Source organism: Microbacterium atlanticum, from assembly GCF_015277815.1.
In the GTDB taxonomy this organism is placed as follows: Bacteria; Actinomycetota; Actinomycetes; order Actinomycetales; family Microbacteriaceae; genus Microbacterium; species Microbacterium atlanticum.
The window spans coordinates 1,057,985-1,077,000 of sequence record NZ_CP063813.1; the positions used below are offsets into that span (position 1 = coordinate 1,057,985).

Annotated in this window: 16 protein-coding genes; 8 read left to right on the forward strand and 8 right to left on the reverse strand. The window is 73.5% G+C overall.

Features of this window, described 5'->3' with window-relative positions; all coding sequences use genetic code 11:
- Window positions 1-59: 59 nt before the first annotated feature.
- Window positions 60-2,921: a glycosyltransferase gene (locus tag IR212_RS04615; protein ID WP_194397810.1), complete on the forward strand. Its 2,862-nt coding sequence runs from the start codon at window positions 60-62 to the stop codon at window positions 2,919-2,921.
- Entirely contained in the window at window positions 2,918-4,357 is a 1,440-nt protein-coding gene (locus tag IR212_RS04620; RefSeq protein WP_194397811.1) for a DUF5719 family protein, read from the forward strand. The genes IR212_RS04615 and IR212_RS04620 overlap by 4 nt, the downstream gene beginning before the upstream one ends.
- 37 nt (window positions 4,358-4,394) lie before the next feature.
- Here the strand turns inward: IR212_RS04620 and IR212_RS04625 are convergent, their stop codons facing one another.
- Window positions 4,395-4,835, reverse strand: a complete 441-nt coding sequence (locus IR212_RS04625) for a metallopeptidase family protein (RefSeq protein ID WP_194397812.1) — start codon at window positions 4,833-4,835, stop codon at window positions 4,395-4,397.
- Between the two features lie 79 nt (window positions 4,836-4,914).
- Between IR212_RS04625 and IR212_RS04630 the strand changes: the two genes are divergently transcribed.
- Both IR212_RS04630 and ahcY read left to right on the forward strand, forming a co-directional pair.
- Complete coding sequence (locus IR212_RS04630) at window positions 4,915-5,121, forward strand: DUF3499 family protein (RefSeq protein WP_194397813.1); 207 nt, start codon at window positions 4,915-4,917, stop codon at window positions 5,119-5,121.
- Between the two features lie 39 nt (window positions 5,122-5,160).
- Window positions 5,161-6,660, forward strand: coding sequence for an adenosylhomocysteinase (gene ahcY, locus IR212_RS04635; protein ID WP_194397814.1), 1,500 nt, complete (start codon window positions 5,161-5,163; stop codon window positions 6,658-6,660).
- Window positions 6,661-6,689: 29 nt separating this feature from the next.
- Here the strand turns inward: ahcY and IR212_RS04640 are convergent, their stop codons facing one another.
- Complete coding sequence (locus IR212_RS04640; RefSeq protein ID WP_194397815.1) at window positions 6,690-7,562, reverse strand: RDD family protein; 873 nt, start codon at window positions 7,560-7,562, stop codon at window positions 6,690-6,692.
- A 16-nt stretch (window positions 7,563-7,578) separates the two neighbouring features.
- Here IR212_RS04640 and IR212_RS04645 point away from each other — a divergent pair, with 16 nt between their 5' ends.
- From IR212_RS04645 to katG, 3 genes are read left to right on the forward strand one after another with little or no spacing between them, the layout of a single operon-like run.
- The gene (locus IR212_RS04645; protein ID WP_194397816.1) at window positions 7,579-8,574 is read left to right on the forward strand and encodes a stage II sporulation protein M; all 996 of its coding nucleotides are present in this window, start codon (window positions 7,579-7,581) and stop codon (window positions 8,572-8,574) included.
- A gap of 51 nt (window positions 8,575-8,625) precedes the next feature.
- Window positions 8,626-9,114 (forward strand): Fur family transcriptional regulator, encoded by a 489-nt coding sequence (locus IR212_RS04650; protein ID WP_273542112.1) that lies wholly within the window; start codon window positions 8,626-8,628, stop codon window positions 9,112-9,114.
- Window positions 9,115-9,152: 38 nt separating this feature from the next.
- Window positions 9,153-11,465, forward strand: a complete 2,313-nt coding sequence (katG, locus tag IR212_RS04655; protein ID WP_228479483.1) for a catalase/peroxidase HPI — start codon at window positions 9,153-9,155, stop codon at window positions 11,463-11,465.
- 64 nt (window positions 11,466-11,529) lie between these two features.
- Here the strand turns inward: katG and aqpZ are convergent, their stop codons facing one another.
- From aqpZ to IR212_RS04685, 6 genes are all read right to left on the reverse strand, one after another.
- Complete coding sequence (aqpZ, locus tag IR212_RS04660) at window positions 11,530-12,327, reverse strand: aquaporin Z (protein ID WP_194397817.1); 798 nt, start codon at window positions 12,325-12,327, stop codon at window positions 11,530-11,532.
- Between the two features lie 79 nt (window positions 12,328-12,406).
- A complete protein-coding gene (locus tag IR212_RS04665) occupies window positions 12,407-13,708 on the reverse strand; it encodes a DUF58 domain-containing protein (protein ID WP_194397818.1) in 1,302 nt (433 codons plus the stop codon).
- A 21-nt stretch (window positions 13,709-13,729) separates the two neighbouring features.
- Complete coding sequence (locus tag IR212_RS04670) at window positions 13,730-14,758, reverse strand: AAA family ATPase (RefSeq protein ID WP_420488616.1); 1,029 nt, start codon at window positions 14,756-14,758, stop codon at window positions 13,730-13,732.
- Window positions 14,755-15,990: a DUF4350 domain-containing protein gene (locus tag IR212_RS04675; protein ID WP_228479484.1), complete on the reverse strand. Its 1,236-nt coding sequence runs from the start codon at window positions 15,988-15,990 to the stop codon at window positions 14,755-14,757. The genes IR212_RS04670 and IR212_RS04675 overlap by 4 nt, the downstream gene beginning before the upstream one ends.
- Window positions 15,987-16,670 carry a DUF4129 domain-containing protein gene (locus IR212_RS04680; RefSeq protein WP_194397819.1) on the reverse strand — a complete coding sequence of 228 codons (684 nt, stop codon included), beginning with the start codon at window positions 16,668-16,670 and terminating at the stop codon, window positions 15,987-15,989. The genes IR212_RS04675 and IR212_RS04680 overlap by 4 nt, the downstream gene beginning before the upstream one ends.
- Window positions 16,661-18,052, reverse strand: coding sequence for a DUF7847 domain-containing protein (locus tag IR212_RS04685; protein ID WP_194397820.1), 1,392 nt, complete (start codon window positions 18,050-18,052; stop codon window positions 16,661-16,663). Before IR212_RS04685 ends, IR212_RS04680 begins: the two co-directional genes overlap by 10 nt.
- Window positions 18,053-18,297: 245 nt before the next feature.
- On the opposite strand from IR212_RS04685, the gene mtrA reads away from it, so the two are divergent.
- Window positions 18,298-18,978 (forward strand): MtrAB system response regulator MtrA, encoded by a 681-nt coding sequence (gene mtrA, locus IR212_RS04690; protein ID WP_194397821.1) that lies wholly within the window; start codon window positions 18,298-18,300, stop codon window positions 18,976-18,978.
- The last annotated feature ends 38 nt before the right edge of the window (window positions 18,979-19,016 follow it).

Consider the following 19,016-nt stretch of genomic DNA (forward strand, 5'->3'; position numbering starts at 1 on the left):
CGGCCGGCCCGGCGCGTTCGCCCGGGGTGCCGGATCCGCACGCCTAGGCTGACGAAGACATGCCCGCCGCCACGCCGAACAGAGTGCACGCCGTCCTGGTCGTGCGACCCGATGGTCGCACCCCGGCCGCGTTCCATCTGAGACGGAGCCTCGCGGCGCTCAGAGAGCAGTCCCGACCGGTCGACGCCCTGACCGTCGTGGTCTGCGGGGGCGACGATCACCTCTTCGAGGTGGCAGACGGCGGCCGGCCCGACATCATCCTGCGCGCTGCGCCCTCCACCGGGTTCGCGGCCGCCGTCGCCCAGGCCACGGACGACATCGGCGACGGCATGCTGTGGCTCCTCGTGCAGGACACCGCACCCGAGCCCGATGCGCTCGCCCGGCTGCTCGGCGCGCTGGAGCGCTCGCCGTCGGTCGCCTTCGTGGCACCCAAGCTCGTCCGCTGGGACGATCGCTCGGAGATCGTGTCGCTCGGCGTGGGGATGACCCGGTTCGGGCGCACCGTCGGCCTCGCCGACGGCGAGCTGGACCAGGGGCAGCACGACGCCCGCGAAGACGTGCTCGGTTCCGACGTCCGCGGCATCCTCATCCGGACCGAGGCGTGGAAGCGGCTCGGCGGTCTGGACCGGGGCCTGGCCGGCGCCGACGAGGGTCTCGACCTCGGGGTGCGAGCCCGCCTCGCCGGCGGACGCGTCTCGCTCGTCCCGAGCGCACTGGTCGCCGTCGCCGGGGACGGTGCCGCGAGCCTCCCGGTCCCGCTCACCCCGCAGCGGCGACGGCGGGCCGCCTACGCCGCCCGCCTCGCGCAGCTGCACCGACGCCTCGTCTACGCTCCGGCACCGGCGGTGCCGCTGCACTGGCTGACGATCCTGCCGCTCGCGGTGTGGCGGACGATCTCGGACCTGGCCGGAAAGCAGCCGGGCCGCATCGCCCCCGAGTGGGGGGCGGCCGCGGCCGCGCTCGTCGGACTCGGCGCGGTGTGGCGGGGGCGGCGGCGCCTGCGCAGCGCCCGCACGGCCTCCTGGTCCCTCCTCGCCCCGCTGCGGACCACGCGCGCGGAGCTGCGCGAACGCCTCGACGATGAACCGGAGGTGGCGATCGGCGGCCACCGCCGCAGCGACCTGCGGTTCTTCTCCGGCGGCGGGGCGTGGCTCGTGCTGGCCGCGCTCGTCGCATCGATCGCCGTCTTCCCGGCGCTGCTGGCGTGGCCGGTGCTCGGCGGCGGAGCGCTGCAGCCCCTCGCGACCACGGTGGGGCAGCTGTGGGACGACGCGTCCTTCGGGCAACGGGCGCTCGGGCTGGACACGGTCGGCCCCGCCGATCCGTTCGCGGCGCTCGTGGCCGTCCTCGGATCGCTCTGGCCGTGGGCGCCGTCGCGGATGCTGGTGCTCCTGTGGGTCGCCGCGCTTCCCCTCGCCGCCCTGGGGGGATGGTTCGGCGCGACGCGCGTCACCGAGCGCCCGGGCCTGCGCCTGCTCGGAGGTGCCGTCTGGGCCCTGGCGCCCACCTTCCTCATCGCTCTCATGCAGGGCCGGCCGACCGGCGTGATCCTTCACCTGCTGCTGCCGTGGCTCTTCTACGCCGGGTCCGTCGCGCACCGCTCATGGACGGGCGCAGGCGCCGCGTCGATCCTGCTCGCCGGTGTCGTCGCCACCGCGCCGTCGCTCGCCCCCGCGATGGCGGCGATCTGGGTGGGTGCGGTGCTGCTGGCCGTCTTCGGGCGGGCCGGGCACGGCGTCGCGCGCCTCGTCTGGACGCTCGTGCCCACCGTCGCCCTGGCCTTCCCCCTCGTGCTGCACCGGCTGATCGACGGCAGCCCGTGGAGTCTCGTCGCCGATCCGGGCGTGCCCTGGCCGGGCCCGCAGGTCGCCGCCGACGCGGCGGGGCGGGCTCTCCTGGCCGCGGGGATCCCCACCCCCGACCTGGCCGGCTGGGCCGCGCTCCTCCCCGAGGGGCCCACCTGGTGGGTGCCGCTGCTGAGCCTGCCGCTCGCCGTCCTGGCCCTGGCCGCTCCGCTGACCCAGCGCTGGGCCGTCGGCACCGGCCTCCTCGTCGTCACCGCGCTGGGGCTGGCCACCGCGTTCGCGACGGCGGGGATATCGGTCCAGTTCGTCCAGTCGCTCACGGTGCCGCTCTGGCCGGGGACCGCGCTCAGCCTCGCCTGGCTGGGCGCGCTCGGCGGCGCCCTGGTGGCGCTCGACGCGGGGCTCGCCCCGCGGGTCGCGGTGGCCCGCGGCATCGCGGCGGCTCTCGTCCTGACATGCGCCGTCGCGCTCGCCGTGCCCTCGCTGACCGCGTTCGCGCGGGGCGCCAGCGCCCTGGCGAACGGCCCGGCCAGCACCCTTCCGGCGTTCGTCGCCGCGGAGGGCCGTGAGGATCCGGACGTCGGCACGATCGTGCTGACGCCGCAGGCGGACTCCGGCGTGGCCGCTCAGGTCGTCTGGGGCGCCAGCGAGACGATCGGCGGCCAGACCACGATGCTCTCCACCCGCACCGAGCCGACGGCGCAGGACGCCGAGCTGGCGCGGCTCGCGGCGGACCTGGTCACGCCTTCGTCCGAGGACGTCGTCGCACAGCTCGGCGCCCGCGGCATCGGGTTCATCCTCCTGGCGCCGGCGACCCCGCCGGAGACCGACGCCGCGCGCACCGTGCGCCTCTCGGCCATGACCGCGCTGGGGCAGCGCGACACCCTCGTGGTGGTGGGGGAGACCGCGAAGGGCGGACTGTGGCGCGTCGTCGACGAGGTGGCCGAGCGGCCGCAGGAGGCGGCATCCGTCGCGACCGCCTCGTGGTGGATCGCGCTCGGACAGCTCGCCGTCTTCGGCATCGCGCTGCTGCTCGCCGTGCCGACCGGCGCGTCGATGCGCGAAGCGCGTCGCACCCCGCGCGTGGTGGGACCGCACTGGCAGGAGGGACGATGAGCGATCGACGAGTGTTCCGGTGGGCGACCTCGAGCGCCCGCCTCCTGATCGGCACGGCGGTCTCGATCTGCGCGGCGGTCGCCGTCGTCACCGCGATCTGGCTGCCGTGGCCGACGATCGCCCGCGCCCCGCTGGCGGTCACGGCCACACCCGCTCCCGCCGCGTCCACCATCGTGTGCGACGGGGCGCTGCTGGCGATCGGGAGGGACCCCACCGACGCCGACGCCGTGCAGGTGGCGGTGCCGCAGACCGTCGTGGGCGGCGTCGCCGAGGGGGAGCCCGCCGAGGAGGAGCAGCTCGAGACGGTCGACGTCGGGCCCGGCCCGGCCGCGTTCAGCGCCCAGCCGGTCGACGACACGGCGGTGGACATCGCCGCCACGGGCTCGGCGACCGCGGCGGAGGCGGATCTGGCCGGGTTCGCCGCGTCGGCGTGCCGCCCTCCGCTGCTGGACTCGTGGCTGGTGGGCGGGTCGGCGACCACCGGTGCAGCGGACCTCGTGCTGCTGTCAAATCCGGGCGAGGTGGCGGCGACCGTGCAGATCACCGTGTACGGCGTGGACGGACCGCAGGTGCCCCCGGGCGGCGCGGATCTCGTGATCGCTGCCGGCACCCAGCGGGTCATTCCGCTGGCGGGCCTCGCCCTCGGGGAGCAGACTCCGGTCGTGCGGGTCTCGGCGGTCGGCGCGCCGATCCACGCCTCGCTTCAGGCCAGCATCATCCGCACCCTGACGCCCGGCGGAGTCGACCAGGTGGGGCCCGTGGCCCAGGCGGAGACCCGGGCGGTGATCGCCGGCGTGACGGTGCCCCCCGACACCGACGACGACGCCGGCCCGGCCCCCGACGAGGGCGAGGCGGAGACACCCGCGGAGGCCACCGTGCTGCGGATGCTGTCGCCATCGGCGCCGGCGACGGCCCGAGTGACCGTGTACGGAGTGGACCGCGAGCAGCCCGTGCGCGAGCCGGAGGATGTCGCACTGGAAGCGGGCCGGCCGCTGGAGTTCGCGCTGGGCGGGCTCCGCACCGGCACCTACATCGTGACGATCGACGCCGACGCGCCCGTCGTGTCGGCGGTGTGGCAGTCGACGGGCGTCCAGGCGGGCGATGACTTCGCCTGGTTCACGCCGGCGCCCGAGGTCTCGGTCCCGTCGCTGTTCGCGACGCCCGCGGGCCCGACGCCGAGCATCTCGATCGTGAACCCGGCCGCCGAGCCCGTCACCGTCGGGGTGGTCGCCGTCGACGGCCGCGGCTCGACGATGGATCTCACCGTGCCCGCCTCCGGATCGGTGTCGGTGCGCCTCGCGCCTCGCACGCTCTACGTCCTCGAACCCGACGCGCCGGTGCGGGCGGGACTGGCGCTCGCCGGCGACGGTGCCCTCGCGGGGTTCCCGATCTGGCCGGCCGACGTGGTGACGCCCGAGGTGGTCGTCTACCCGTGAGAGCGGGTCTCGACGCGGTCGTTCCCGCGGCCGACCCTCAGAAGTACCGGAAGCGCTCCGGGCCGAGGTCCCACGGATCGCGGTCGAGGTACTCCGCCGCGGCGCGGAAGACGGCACCCTCGACCAGCATCCGACGGTGCAGGTCGTCGTCGCGGTGCAGATGGCTGAGCCGCTCGATCGGGAGCCGGTACAGGATGATGCGGTGCTCGGCGGGCAGGACGGTCCAGCGCGGGATGCCGTCGTCACCGGTGGCGGCGGGCATGTCGGCGACCTCGAAGCGAACGTCCCGCAGCTCGGGCCACGCCGACCGCAGGAACTCCGCAGCCGTTCCCACCGAGAGGTCGAAGCGGTCGACGCGCGTGTCCAGCGGCGGCAGGGGCGGACGGACGACCGAGCTGCGCCCCTCGCGCCCGTGGCGACCGTGTCGCGACGCCCGCCGCGGCGCGCGGTCGCTCGTCCGGGTCCGACGCCACGCCATGAGCCCATCCTAGGTCTCGGCGCAGACGCCGCGGCGCGGCATCCGTCCCCGGGCACGATCGCGCAGTAGCGTCGAGCCGATGCGCGAGAGAGTCTGCTCCAAGGTCGGCTGCGCCCGTGAGGCGATGTCGACGCTCACCTACGACTACGGCGACCAGATGGCCGCCCTCGGCCCCCTCGGCGCTGTGGGCGACCCGCATGCGCACGACCTGTGCGCCATCCACACCGACCGCCTCTCGGTGCCCAAGGGCTGGGTGGTCGTGCGGCACGAGACGCTGCGCGCCTGAGCCGGCTCGCGCCCGTCGTCCCCGTGGGAGAATGGGCGGATGCCGACCCACACCTCCGTCGCGTCCGCCGGCGCCCCCGCGGTCTCCGAATCCGTCGCAGGGCTCGAGTTCGAGGTCGCCGACCTCTCGCTCGCCGAGGCGGGACGCCACCAGCTGCGCCTGGCCGAGAACGAGATGCCGGGGCTGATGGCGCTCCGTGAGGAGTTCGGGCCGTCGCAGCCCCTCCAGGGCGCCCGCATCGCCGGGTCGCTGCACATGACGGTGCAGACCGCGGTGCTGATCGAGACGCTCGTGGCCCTGGGCGCCCAGGTGCGGTGGGCCAGCTGCAACATCTTCTCCACGCAGGACGAGGCCGCCGCGGCCGTCGTCGTCGGGCCGGCAGGCACCGTCGACGCCCCCGCCGGCGTACCGGTGTTCGCGTGGAAGGGCGAGACCCTCGAGGAGTACTGGCGCCTGGCGGACCGCATCTTCGACTGGTCGGCCGAGGGCTTCGACGGACCCAACATGATCCTCGACGACGGCGGCGACGCCACCCTGCTCGTGCACAGGGGCGTCGAGTTCGAGAAGGCGGGGGTGGTTCCGGATGCCGCGCCCGACGACTCCGCCGAGTACCGCATCGTCCTCGAGACCCTGCGGGCGAGCCTGGCGCGCGACCCGCAGCGCTTCACCCGCATGGTAGCCGGCCTCCTGGGCGTCACGGAGGAGACCACCACGGGCGTCCACCGCCTCTACGAGCTCGCGGCATCCGGACAGCTGCTCTTTCCCGCCATCAACGTCAACGATTCGGTCACCAAGTCGAAGTTCGACAACAAGTACGGCATCCGTCACTCGCTCCCCGACGGGATCAACCGCGCCACCGACGTGCTGATGGGCGGCAAGGTCGCCTTCGTCTGCGGCTACGGCGACGTGGGCAAGGGCGCCGCCGAGGCGCTGCGCGGCCAGGGCGCGCGGGTCATCGTGAGCGAGGTGGACCCGATCTGCGCCCTGCAGGCGGCGATGGACGGCTACCAGGTGGCACCGCTGGGCGAGGCCGCAGGGCAGGTCGACATCGTCATCACGGGCACGGGCAACAGGGACGTGGTCACCGTCGAGCACCTGCTCGCGCTGAAGCACCTTGCGATCGTCGGCAACGTCGGGCACTTCGACAACGAGATCGACATGGCCGGCCTCGAGGCGCTCCCCGGCGTCCAGAAGATCGAGATCAAGCCGCAGGTGCACGAATGGCGTCTGCCGAACGGACGCAGCGTGCTCGTGCTGAGCGAGGGCCGGCTGCTCAACCTCGGCAATGCCACGGGGCATCCGTCCTTCGTCATGAGCGCGTCCTTCACCAACCAGGTGCTGGCGCAGATCGAGCTGTTCACCAAGCGCGACGAGTATCCGACCGCGGTGTACACGCTGCCCAAGCGCCTCGACGAGAAGGTCGCGCGCCTTCACCTCGACGCACTCGGCGTGAAGCTGACCACCTTGACCGAGGATCAGGCCGACTACATCGGCGTTCCCGTCGAAGGTCCGTACAAGCTCGACCACTACCGCTACTGACCCCCGGTCCGCGAGCGAGCGGGGGAGGGTCAGCGCTGCGGGAAGCCGCGCGGCGGACCCGACACCGGCCCCGCCAGCGCTTCGGCGCGGGCGGTCTCGAGCTGGATCGCCCGCAGCTCCCGGTCGCGCCGCAGCGCCACGACGGCGATGAGGAACGGCTCGGTGTCGACGTGGGGCACCGGTGAGACATGCTCCGCAGCCTCGCGGGCGAGGGACACCGCCAGCCGCGCGCGGGCGGACGGCTGCATGCTCGTCGCCGACCGGGAGAACTGGGAGATGCGACGCGACAGTGGTTCGGGCAGGCGCGCGACATCGGCGACCGCCGCCCACTCCGCCAGCGCCGGCGGGACGCCGGGCCAGCCGTCGGGCAGGCGGGGCGTGCGGGTGCGCTCGGAGTAGGTGCCCGCGACGAGGTCGCCGAGGCGCTGCGACCGCGGCGTGAACGCGCCGACGAGCGCCGCGACGGCGCCGAGCGTGAACCACAGCTCGAACACCCCGACCAGCGCGCGGATGAACGCGTGCCGGAAGCCGGCCGCGCCGCCGTCCGTGCGCACGATGCGCCCGCCGACGGCGAGACGGCCCAGACTGCGGCCGTGCGTCGTCGTCTCGACGACCGTCGGGATGACGACCATCACGAGCACCAGCGTGACGATGGTGAGGATCGGCACCACCGCGCTGTCGACCGCGCCCTCGCCGACCAGCCACAGCATGCCCCACGCGAACAGCAGCAGGATCGCCACGCCGATGAGCATGTCGATCAGCACGCCGAGGGCGCGGAGGAAGAAGCCCAGCGGCTGGACGTCGAGTGCGACCGCCTCGCCGGTGAGCACCTCGTCCTGCTGGATGTCGACCACGGCCGCGCGCGGAGCGCTCGGCGGCGGGGCGGACGGGGGAGCGCTCATGGCTACAGTAAAGCGCATGGACCTCGACGCGCTCACGGCCGCCCGGCGCCAGGAATGGGCGCGGCTGGACGAGCTCAGCCGGGTCCGGCGGCTCTCGGGCGCCGAGGTCGACGAGCTGGTGACGCGGTACCGTGCGGCATCCGCCGACCTCGCCGACGCGAAGACCTCGGCGGGGCGGAGCATCCAGAGCGACCACGTGTCGACGATGCTGGGCCGTGCCCGGCTGAAGCTGACGGGCGCACCCGAGAACGTCATGCGCCAGATCCCGAGGTTCTTCGCGCTCCAGCTCCCTGCCGCCCTCTACCGGGTGCGCTGGGCGACGCTCGCGATCGCGGCGGGTTTCGTGCTCGTGGTCGCGGTGGTGGCGCTGTGGGTCTCGCAGGATCCTGCGCTGCTGGCGAGCCTGGGCAGCCGCGCGCAGCTCGAGCAGTACGCCGAGAGCGACTTCACCGAGTACTACAGCGAGAATCCGGCGGCCGTCTTCGCAGGGACGGTGTGGACCAACAACGCGTGGATCGCGGCGCAGTGCGTGCTGTTCGGCATCACCGGCGTGTGGCCGGTCATGGTGCTCGTGCAGAACGCGGTCGGCGTCGGCACCGCCGCGGCCGTCATGACGGCGTTCGACCGGGCGGACGTGTTCGTGCTCTTCATCCTCCCGCACGGTCTGCTGGAGCTGACGTGCATCTTCGTCGCCGCGGCGGCGGGGCTGCAGATCTTCTGGGCCTGGGTCGCTCCCGGTCCGCGCTCACGCGGCGAGGCGCTGGCGGCGGCGGGTCGATCGCTCGCGACGATCGCGATCGGCCTGGTCATCGCCCTCGGCCTCTCGGGTCTCATCGAGGGATTCGTCACGGCGCAGCCCTGGCCCTGGCCGGTCAAGATCGGCATCGGGGCGGCCGCGCTCGGGGTGTTCCTGGTCTACATGCTGGTCGTGGGGCGTCGGGCGCACCGGCTGGGGGAGACCGGCGACCTCACCGAGTACGAGACGGGCACGCCCACCCTCACCGCCGGCTGACCCGTCTCCCACTCAATTTTGAACCGCTCAAAACAGCGATAAGCTGGACGGGTGCCATCGCCCCCCGATCCCGACATCCCGGACGCCCACGCGACCGCGCGGCTGCGTGGGGCGGGGCTGCGGGTCACCGAGTCCCGGCGGGCGGTCGTCGCTGCGCTCGCCGAGCGGCCGCACGCCAGCGCCGACGAGCTCTTCACCCTGGTCGCGCGCACCGTGCCGGGGACGAGCCTGCAGTCCGTGTACAACGCGCTGGGCGACTTCGTCGACGCCGGCCTCGCGCGCCGCATCGAGCCTGCCGGTCGCCCGGGCCTGTTCGAGCTCCGCGTCGACGACAACCACCATCACCTCATCTGCTCCCGCTGCGGCGCGGTCGAAGACGTCGACTGCGTCGTCGGCGAGGCGCCGTGTCTCACCCCGTCAGACGCCCGGGGCTACGCGCTCCAGGTCGCCGAGGTGACCTTCTGGGGCGTCTGCCCCGCGTGCACGACGACGGATGCCGCCACCGCCGCCTCCGCGGACGCGCGGGCCGCGGCATCCTGATCCCTTTCCCCCGAGCCCATCCCGATTGGAAGGAAGCCATGACCGACAGCCGAGAGATCGTCCCCGAGATCGGCGAGGACCTGTCCCACACCGACCAGGCGGTCACGCCGATCGACACCCCGGTCGACGAGCGCGAGGATGGCGAGACGCGCCCGCGTCCGAATCCGGACGACGCCTGCCCGGTCATCCACGGCGGCGGACAGCCGCACCCGACCACCGGCAACGCCAACAGCGTCTGGTGGCCGAACCAGCTGAACCTCAAGATCCTCGCGAAGAACCCCGCCGTGGCCAACCCGCTCGGTGAGGACTTCGACTACAAGACCGCCTTCGAGGCGCTCGACCTGGCGGCGGTCAAGGCCGACATCGCCGAGACGCTCACGACGTCGCAGGACTGGTGGCCGGCGGACTTCGGCAACTACGGGCCGCTGATGATCCGCATGGCATGGCACAGCGCAGGCACCTACCGCGTGACCGACGGCCGCGGCGGCGGGGGTGCGGGACAGCAGCGCTTCGCCCCCCTGAACAGCTGGCCGGACAACGTCAACCTCGACAAGGCACGCCGCCTGCTGTGGCCGGTCAAGAAGAAGTACGGCCAGTCGATCTCGTGGGCCGACCTGATGATCCTCGCCGGCAACGTCGCGCTGGAGTCGATGGGCTTCCGCACCTTCGGCTTCGCCGGCGGCCGTGCCGACGTGTGGGAGCCCGACGCCGACGTGTACTGGGGTCCCGAGACGACGTGGCTGGCCGACGAGCGCTACTCCGGTGACCGTGACCTCGAGAAGCCGCTCGCCGCGGTGCAGATGGGCCTCATCTACGTCAACCCCGAGGGTCCCAACGGCGAGCCCGACCCGCTGAAGTCGGCGCGCGACATCCGCGAGACGTTCGGCCGGATGGCCATGAACGACGAGGAGACGGTCGCCCTCATCGCCGGCGGCCACACCTTCGGCAAGACGCACGGCGCGGCCCCCGACACCAACGTCGAGGACAACCCCGAGGCGGCGGGTCTGGAGATGCAGGGCCTCGGCTGGAAGAACAACCACGGCACCGGTCACGGCGACGACACCATCACGTCGGGCCTCGAGGTCACCTGGACGTACCACCCGACGCGCTGGGACAACGAGTTCTTCCACATCCTCTACGCGTACGAGTGGGAGCTCATGCGCAGCCCCGGCGGCGGCCACCAGTGGCGTCCGGTCAACGGCGGCGGAGCCGACATGGTGCCGATGGCGCACTCGAACGGCCGACGCGAGCCGCGCATGCTCACCAGCGACCTGGCGCTGCGCACCGACCCCGAGTACGACAGGATCTCGCGCCGCTTCAAGGACGACCCCGAGGCGTTCGCGGACGCGTTCGCGCGCGCGTGGTTCAAGCTGACCCACCGTGACATGGGCCCGATAGAGCGCTACCTCGGCCCCGAGGTGCCCGCCGAGGAGCTCCTCTGGCAGGACCGGGTGCCTGCGGTCGACCACGAGCTCATCGACGCTGCCGACGCGGCGGCGCTGAAGGCGCAGATCCTGGAGTCCGGCCTCACCCCCTCCCAGCTCGTCGAGACGACGTGGGCGGCGGCCTCCTCGTTCCGCGGCAGCGACAAGCGCGGCGGCGTGAACGGCGCTCGCATCCGCCTGGCCCCGCAGAAGGACTGGGAGGTCAACAAGCCCGCTCAGCTGGCGACGGTGATCGCGACGCTCGAGCAGATCCAGGCGTCGTTCAACGACGGCCGCACCGACGGCAAGAAGGTGTCGGTCGCCGACCTCATCGTCCTCGGCGGCAACGCCGCGGTCGAGAAGGCGGCGAAGGATGCCGGCGTGGACGCCGAGGTGCCCTTCCACCCGGGCCGCACGGACGCGACGCAGGAGCAGACGGAAGCCTCGTCCTTCGCGTTCCTCGAGCCGATCGCCGACGGCTTCCGCAACTACTACGGTCCGCAGGCGTTCATGCCCGAGGAGCACCACCTCATCGACCGGGCGAACCTCCTCACGCTGAGCGCGCCGGAGATGACGGTGCTCGTGGGCGGACTGCGTGTGCTCGGTGCGAACTGGGACGACTCGGACTACGGCGTGTTCACCGACCGAAAGGACGTGCTCACGAACGACTTCTTCGTGAACCTGCTGGACCTCGGAACGACGTGGAAGCCGCTCGACCCGGGCGCCCACGCGTTCTCGGGCACGAAGGACGGCTCGGGTGAGCCCGTCGGCGTCGGCACCCGCGTGGACCTGCTGTTCGCGTCGAACTCCGAGCTCCGCGCGGTCGCCGAGGTGTACGCCTCGGACGACGCGAACGAGAAGTTCGTGCGCGACTTCGTCGCCGCGTGGGGCAAGGTCACCGAGCTCGACCGGTTCGATCTCGCCTGACACCGGCAACACGAAGCGGCCCGTCCCCGATCCGGGGGCGGGCCGCTCCGTGATTCGTTGGGCCTCAGTCGACGCGCGCCTCCGCCTGGACGGGCGGCAGTGTGCCCTTCGGCTCGAAGAGGGAGCGGTGCAGGATGCCGGCGAGCAGACCGCCGACGATCGGGAAGACGATGAACACCCAGAGCTGCGCCAGCGGGTCGGGCCCGCCGTAGATCGCGGTCGCGATCGACCGGGCGGGGTTCACCGACGTGTTGTCGATGGGGATCGAGACGAGGTGGATGAGGGTCAGGGTGAGGCCGATCGCGAGCGGAGCGAGGGCCGCCGTGCCGCGCGTGGGGTTGGTGACACCCAGGATGATGAGGACGAAGACCGCCGTCAGCACGACCTCCGCGACGATGGCTGCCCCCAGCCCGAAGCCGCCCGGGGAGCCGAAGTCGCCGGTGCCGAACCCGTTGGACGCGAAGCCGCCGTCCTGCGCGGTGGCCAGCCAGTCGTCGGCGCCGAACAGGCCGATGAGCACGATGACGGTCGTGCCCAGTGCGCCGCCGATGAGCTGCGCGATGATGTAGCCGATCGTCTTCTTCCACTCGAAGCGCCCCGCCGCCGCCAGGCCAAGCGTGATGGCCGGGTTGAAATGGCCTCCCGAGATCGGTCCCCACGCGTACGCGCCGGCCACCACGGTCAGACCGAACGCGAGGGAGACGCCGACGAAGGCGATGCCCAGCGGGTTGGATTCGGACCCTGCCGGGAAGTTGGCGGCGAACAGCGCCGATCCGACGCCGCCGAAGACGAGCAGAAACGTTCCCAGGGCCTCCGCGACGAGTCTGTTCACCGTGGTGGGCGGGATGGTGGTATCCGACATCTGCGGACTCCTTTCCTCGCCGCGAGGGTATCGGCATCCACAGGCGATTCCCAGGATGGCGGTGCGGAGTTTCCCGAGGTCAGAGGCGTCCGGCGGCCTTGAGGGCGAGGTAGCGGTCAGCGATCCGTGGCGGGAGGTCCTCGGGTGTCGCGGCGATGGCCTCACCCCCGGCTCGCGACACGGCGGCCGCCACGACCGCGGCATCGTGTGCGCTGCGCTCGCTCGCGGCCGCGCGGTACACCTCTGCGGCGTCCGGCCGCTCGGGGAGGTCGTCCGCCTCATCGGTCACGGTGCCCACGAGCACGTGGGCCCGGCGGGCGAGCGCAGGCAGCGAGCCGAGGAAGCCGCGCGCGGCTTCCGGGGAATCCTGCGCCGTGAGCAGCACCACGAGAGACGGGCGGGAGGTGAGCGCGCCGACCTGCGCGAAGGCGGCGTCCCAGTCCGTGTCGATGAGCTGCGGCTCCACCGGCGCCATCGCATCGACCATCGCCGGAAGCAGCGAGGGGCCGTCGGCGCGCGTGACGCGGGCGCGGATCACGCGATCGAACATGAGCAGGTGCACGTGGTCACCGGCCCGCGCGGCCAGCGCGGCCAGCAGCAAGGCCGCCTCCATCGCGGCATCCATCCGGACGCCGTCGCCGACGCGCGCCGCCGCCGTGCGCCCGGTGTCGATCACGATGACCACGTGGCGGTCGCGCTCGGGTCGCCAGGTGCGCAGCATCGTGGTGCTCGACCGGGCGGTCGCCCGCCAGTCGATCGATCGCACGTCGTCGCCCCGGACGTACTCCCGCAGGCTGTCGAACTCGGTCCCCTGGCCCCGGACCTGGATGCTGGTGTTCCCGTCGAGTTCCCGCAGTCGCGCCAGACGCGACGGGAGATGCCGGCGCGCGGTGAAGGGAGGCAGCACGCGCACCGCCCCCGTCGCATCCAGCCGTGCCTGGCGTCCGGCCAGCCGCAGCGGTCCGTCGGAGCGCACCACGACGAAGGCCGACCTCAGCTCGCCCCGACGGCGGGGGAGGAGGGGGATCCGGATCGTCCGGGCCTCACCGGGCGGGAGCGCGAGCGCGGGACGGTCCGGAGCCGCTCCGGCCGTCGGCTGCCACGCATCACGCACCCGGCCCCGCACGGTGCGGTCGCCGGGGTTGCGCAGCGTCAGCTCGGACAGCACAGGCTGCCCGAGCAGCACGCGCCGCGGCATCCGCCTGGTCACCTCGATCCGGCGCGGATCGGGCGCGGCGGCGGCGTCTGCGAGCGCGGCCGCCGTGCACAGGACCACCCAGGCTGCGGCGGCGATCCACGCGTCGACACCCGCCGCAGAGAGCAGCACGACGGGCACGGCGCCGAGCGCGACGAGCAGGGGGAGGCGACCGGTGAGGTACATGGTGTCAGGACCCGGCCCGCGTCAAATCGGCACGCGCGTCTGCTGGACCACCGAGCCCAGGACGGCGTCGACCGAGACCCCCTCGAGCTCCGCGTCCGGCCGCAGCCGGATGCGGTGGCGCCACGTCGGCACGAGCATCGTCTGCACGTGGTCCGGCGTGATGGCGGGGTAGCCGCCGAGCCAGGCCCACGCCTTGGCGGCGGCGAGCAGCGCGGTGGCGGCGCGCGGGCTCACCCCCAGCTGCACCGACGGACTGCGCCGTGTGGCCTGTGCGAGGTCGACGACGTAGCCGAGGACGTCGTCCGAGACGGTGACGGATGCCGCGGCCCGCTGCGCCGCCCGCAGCTCGTCGGCCGTCGCCGCCCGTCGCAGGCCCGCCGCGGCGAGGTCCCGCGGGTCGAAGCCGCCGGCGTGGCGGCGGAGGACGGCGAGCTCGGCGTCGCGCGAGGGCACGTCGACGATGAGCTTGAGCAGGAAGCGGTCGAGCTGCGCTTCGGGCAGCGTGTAGGTGCCCTCGTGCTCGATCGGGTTCTGCGTCGCGGCGACGAGGAACGGATCGGGCAGACGCCGCGTGACGCCGTCGGTCGAGACCTGACGCTCCTCCATGGCCTCCAGCAGCGCCGCCTGGGTCTTCGGCGGCGTCCGGTTGATCTCGTCGGCGAGCACGATGTGGGTGAAGACCGGGCCCTCGCGGAACTCGAACTCGCCCGTGCGCGCGTCGTACACCAGCGAGCCCGACACGTCGCCGGGCATGAGGTCGGGCGTGAACTGGATGCGCTTGGTGTCCAGGCCCAGCGCGGTCGAGAACGCCCGCACCAGGAGCGTCTTGGCGACGCCGGGGACGCCCTCCAGAAGCACGTGCCCTCGCGCGAGCAGCGCGATCAGTAGGCCGGTGACCGTGCCGTCCTGCCCGACCACCGCCTTGCCCACCTCCAGGCGCACGCGATTCATGGCCTCGCGAAGCGCGGCGTCGTCGGCGCCGCCCCGGTCGGCCGGTGCGGCGGCGGTGTCGGCGGAGGGCGGCACGGGAACTGCGGGCGTGTCCGTCATCGGGGGCTCCTCTCGGGGCGGACGGCCGCGCGGACGGCGTCCTCGAGTTGTCTCAGGCGGGTGGTCAGTGCGAGCAGCTCGGCGTCGCTGCGGGGGACGTCGTCGATGAGGAGGCCCCGGACCGCCGCGCGGTCCGCCCCGATCCGGCCAGCGGCCGCGTCCGCGATCTCGGGCGCCGCCGTGGTGGCCGCCAGTCCGAGGAGCGCGGCCAGCCGACGCAGCGCTCCGATGCGCAGCCGGTCGGCGGCGTGGAGCGGATCGCCCGAGCGTGCGTACAGGCGGGCCCGGCCCTCGGTCGTCTCGGACGCGCGGACGGTGACCGGCAGCCGCTCGGCCACGAGCGGGCCGAAGCGCCGGCCGCGCCAGATCCCGGCCGCGATCCCCGCCACGAGCAGCAGCGCGATCACCGGGCTCACCCAGGGCGGTGTGAGATCGCCCAGCGACGGATCTGCGTCGGTGAGGTCGGTGTCACCGAGTCCGGGGACGTACCAGACGACGAGCGGATGCCTCCCCATCAGGTTCACGGCGAGGGCGGCGTTGCCGTCGTCGGCCAGGTTCTCGTTGGTGAAGAGGGCCCGGCCGTCGACGGCGGCGATCTGTCCTCGGTCGCTCTCCTGCAGGAGGAGTCCGGAGCCCTCGCCGGCCGGGTAGCACGACACCACGCCGGGGCCGGGGGCGAACACCGCTCCCGGTTCGACCGCGCCGGCGCGGAGGCCCGCGTCCACCTCGCAGCCCGGCGGAACGCTCCCGTCGGGCGCGAAGCCCGCCGGCGCCGACCCCGCCAGCAGCTGGTCGAGCGTGCGCGAGCGGGGCTCGATCAGCACGACGTCGTCGGCCGCGTCGGTGAGCGCGCGCACGGCGTCGTCGGACAGCGCGGGGGTGTCGGGGAGGACGAGGGTCGCACCGCCCGGCGCGAGCGCTCGCCGCGCCGCGTCGCGGTCGCGGGCGACCTCGACGGCCACGCCGTGGTCGCGCAGGATCTGCGCGATCGCGCGCGTGCCGGTCGGGCCCGCAGAGTCCGGATCGAGCGCGCCGCGCTGTGCCCACTGGTTCGCGGACGAGACGACGGCGCCGGCTCCGGCGACGAGCAGGAGCACCAGACCGATTCCGATCCACGCGCCGACGCGGCGGCGGCGTCCGGGGGGACCGGCGGGTTCTCCGCTGCCCGCCGCCGGCGCGGCATCCGTGTTCTCCACCCCTCCGGCCGTGCCCGCCGTGACGGTCGCGCTCACGCCGGCACCTCCTCGCGCACGGCGGGTCGGGCGGCTGCGACGGCGTCGTCGACCGACGCGACGAGGCGGTAGAGCTCGCCGGTGCCCGGTCGCCGGAGATAGCGGACGTCGTCGAACGCGGTCGCGGCGTCCTCCAGCCGACCCGCGAACGGCGGGAACGCGTGCGCCGCGGCGCGCGCGAAGGCGTGGACCGTCGCACCCGGCGGCGGATCGACCACGCCGCGCTCGATGCACCCTCGCGCGAGCGCGCGGAAGCGGAGCACGATCGCGGCGTCCCAGTCCGACGCCCGGGCGCGTTCGTCCGCCGCGGCGCGCAGATCTGCGGCGCTGCGCTCCTCCGGCTCGCCGAACAGGAGCGGCGGACGGGCGGCGGCCCGGCGCGAGGCCCGCGGCACGCCCCACACCAGGAAGGCGGCGACGATGACGATCACCACCACGATTGCGGCCACGAGCGCGAATGTCGTGCCCCAGCCGCCGGAGAGGTCCGGGTTCAGCAGGGATGCCACGAAGTCTCCGATGGCGCGCGCGATGCGGTCGAGCGGCGTGGGCTCGGCGACGTCGTACACCGATTTCGCGAGCTCGTCCTCAGCCCACCGCCGCGCCTCATCGCCGTCGGGCGTGAGCGGCGGCACGGCGTCGGCCGGACGCGCGAGCGGGCCGAGCGGCTCGGTCAGGACCACGGCGACTCGCGGTCGGTCCCGTCGGAAGCCGAGCCCGGGGCGGTCCACGTCGTGGCGGAGGCCTCCGGCGCGGCGGTCGGGCGGGGCGCCACGGGCGGGACCTCGGCCTCTGCAGCGGAGGGGTCCCCGTCGGCGACCGACTCGGCCGGCCTGCCGTAACCGGCCGGCGGGGCGTACGCGGGCGCGCCGCCGTGCACCGGAAGGACGGCGACCGGCGTTGCAGCCGGTGCGGCGGGCGGGGGCGGGTAGGCGCCCTGAGGCGGGAAGGCGGGTGGGGCGTGCAGGGGCGGGTAGGCACCGTAGCCGGGCGCCGGGTACGGAGCGCGAGCGGTGCGCGGGCCGATCGCGCGCCCGACGTTCTCGCGGTAGGGATCGGGAAGTCCCGCGGCTCCGGCATCCCGTCGCTCCACATACGCGAGCAGGTCGAGATCCAGCCCCTCGCGGCGCATGCGGCAGTCGATGTAGATCAGCGCCGTCGCCGTCGACTGGACCACCACCGCGACGGACTGCAGCAGCAGGGTGAGCATCTGCGTCAGCAGCGCCGTCGCGAGGAAGCCGATGATCGCCGTCGGCTCGGAGGCTCCGGTGGGCGCGATGATCGTCGTGAGCCCGAGGGAGAGGAAACTCATCGGCAGGCTCACCACCTGCGCGACGGTGGCGAAGATGACGCTGATGACGAGGATGATCCCCAGTGCCGGCCAGAAGCGCCCGCGCGTCAGCGTCCACGAGCGCGACAGCGCCTGCCCGATCGTGGCGTGCTCGACGATGATCGCGGCCGGCGCGAGCAGCAGCTTGATCATGAGCCACCACGTGGCGGGGATGGCGGCGACGATCACGATGATGGTGAGCGCGATCGCGGCAGGCGGTGCCACCGTCGCGATCCCGATCACGGCCGCCACGACGGCCCCGACGAGCACCACGACGGCCAGCACCACGAGCGCCGCGAAACCGAGGAGCCGCCACGCGATCGGCTTCACCTGGCGCCACAGGGCACCGAGCGTGAGCTTCTCGGCGAGCGCGGCGTGCGTCACCTCCACCACCACGATGCCCTGGACGATCACGCTCAGCGCCCCGGCCGCCAGCGACAGCACGATGCCCGCGATCGCGGTGAGCGCGATGGAGCCCGCCATCACGGTGTCGTACTCCTCGGTCCCCTCCTGCAGGGTGTCCAGGCGCGAGAACGAGGCCCACATCACCAGCAGCACACCGCCGATCACCACGGCGTACGCGAGGGTCTGCACGACCAGCGCGAACCCGAGCAGCACCCGGGGGTTCTGGCGCAGCGCCGCGAACGAGCGGCCCAGGATCGTCCCGAACGACAGCGGGTGCAGCGGGATGATGCCGGGGCGGGACGCCGGCGTCCAAGCCGGGTACGCGGTCACGGTGGTCCTCTCTCGGTGGGCGCCGCCCGCGGGCCGCGCGGTCGCCGTGTGCCCCTATCGTTCCACATCCGCAGGACGCGGCATCCGCTCTCCGCAGCGGCGTCCGCACCCGCTCCCGGCGGCTCTCGGCGAGCGCTCGGGCGGGGTGCGGGCGGTCCACAGTCGCCGTCGACTACTCTGTGGGAAGCGCATGGGGACGCCGCTTGCCGTGCCCCGTGCCTGGACAGAAGGAACGAACCCGCGCGATGACTTCACGCATCCTGGTGGTCGACGATGACACCGCCCTGGCCGAGATGATCGGCATCGTGCTGCGCACGGAAGGATTCGAGACGGCCTTCTGCGCCGACGGCGCGCAGGCCGTCGAGGCCTGGCGCACGGAGCGTCCCGACCTGATCCTGCTCGACCTCATGCTCCCGGGCATGGACGGGATCGAGATCTGCACGCGCATCCGCGCCGAGTCCGGCATCCCGATCATCATGCTGACCGCGCGCACCGACACCGCGGACGTCGTGCGGGGTCTGGAGTCCGGCGCCGACGACTACATCGTGAAGCCGTTCAACCCCAAGGAGCTCGTCGCGCGCATCCGCACCCGCCTGCGGCCGGCGTCCCAGCCCGCGAACGACACGCTGCGCATCGGCGACCTCACCGTCGACGTCGCCGCTCACGAGGTGCGCCGCGGCGAGGCGCCGATCGCGCTGACCCCGCTGGAGTTCGAGCTGCTCGTGGCGCTCGCCTCCAAGCCGCAGCAGGTGTTCTCCCGCGAGATGCTGCTGGAGCAGGTGTGGGGGTACCACTACAAGGCCGACACGAGGCTGGTGAACGTGCACGTGCAGCGGCTGCGCGCGAAGGTCGAGAAGGACCCCGACAACCCGAAGATCGTCACGACGGTGCGCGGCGTCGGGTACCGCGCCGGCGCCGTCGTCTGAGGCCGACGTGACAGCGCCGACCACGGGCGTGACGGCCA

Coding starts and splice junctions, on each gene's coding strand:
- IR212_RS04630 (WP_194397813.1), top strand. CDS start 4,915: ATGCGCGAGAGAGTCTGCTCCAAGGTCGGCTGCGCCCGTGAGGCGATG.
- ahcY (WP_194397814.1), top strand. CDS start 5,161: ATGCCGACCCACACCTCCGTCGCGTCCGCCGGCGCCCCCGCGGTCTCC.
- IR212_RS04670 (WP_420488616.1), bottom strand. CDS start 14,758: ATGACGGACACGCCCGCAGTTCCCGTGCCGCCCTCCGCCGACACCGCC.
- IR212_RS04665 (WP_194397818.1), bottom strand. CDS start 13,708: ATGTACCTCACCGGTCGCCTCCCCCTGCTCGTCGCGCTCGGCGCCGTG.
- mtrA (WP_194397821.1), top strand. CDS start 18,298: ATGACTTCACGCATCCTGGTGGTCGACGATGACACCGCCCTGGCCGAG.
- katG (WP_228479483.1), top strand. CDS start 9,153: ATGACCGACAGCCGAGAGATCGTCCCCGAGATCGGCGAGGACCTGTCC.
- IR212_RS04625 (WP_194397812.1), bottom strand. CDS start 4,835: ATGGCGTGGCGTCGGACCCGGACGAGCGACCGCGCGCCGCGGCGGGCG.
- aqpZ (WP_194397817.1), bottom strand. CDS start 12,327: ATGTCGGATACCACCATCCCGCCCACCACGGTGAACAGACTCGTCGCG.
- IR212_RS04645 (WP_194397816.1), top strand. CDS start 7,579: ATGGACCTCGACGCGCTCACGGCCGCCCGGCGCCAGGAATGGGCGCGG.
- IR212_RS04615 (WP_194397810.1), top strand. CDS start 60: ATGCCCGCCGCCACGCCGAACAGAGTGCACGCCGTCCTGGTCGTGCGA.
- IR212_RS04640 (WP_194397815.1), bottom strand. CDS start 7,562: ATGAGCGCTCCCCCGTCCGCCCCGCCGCCGAGCGCTCCGCGCGCGGCC.
- IR212_RS04620 (WP_194397811.1), top strand. CDS start 2,918: ATGAGCGATCGACGAGTGTTCCGGTGGGCGACCTCGAGCGCCCGCCTC.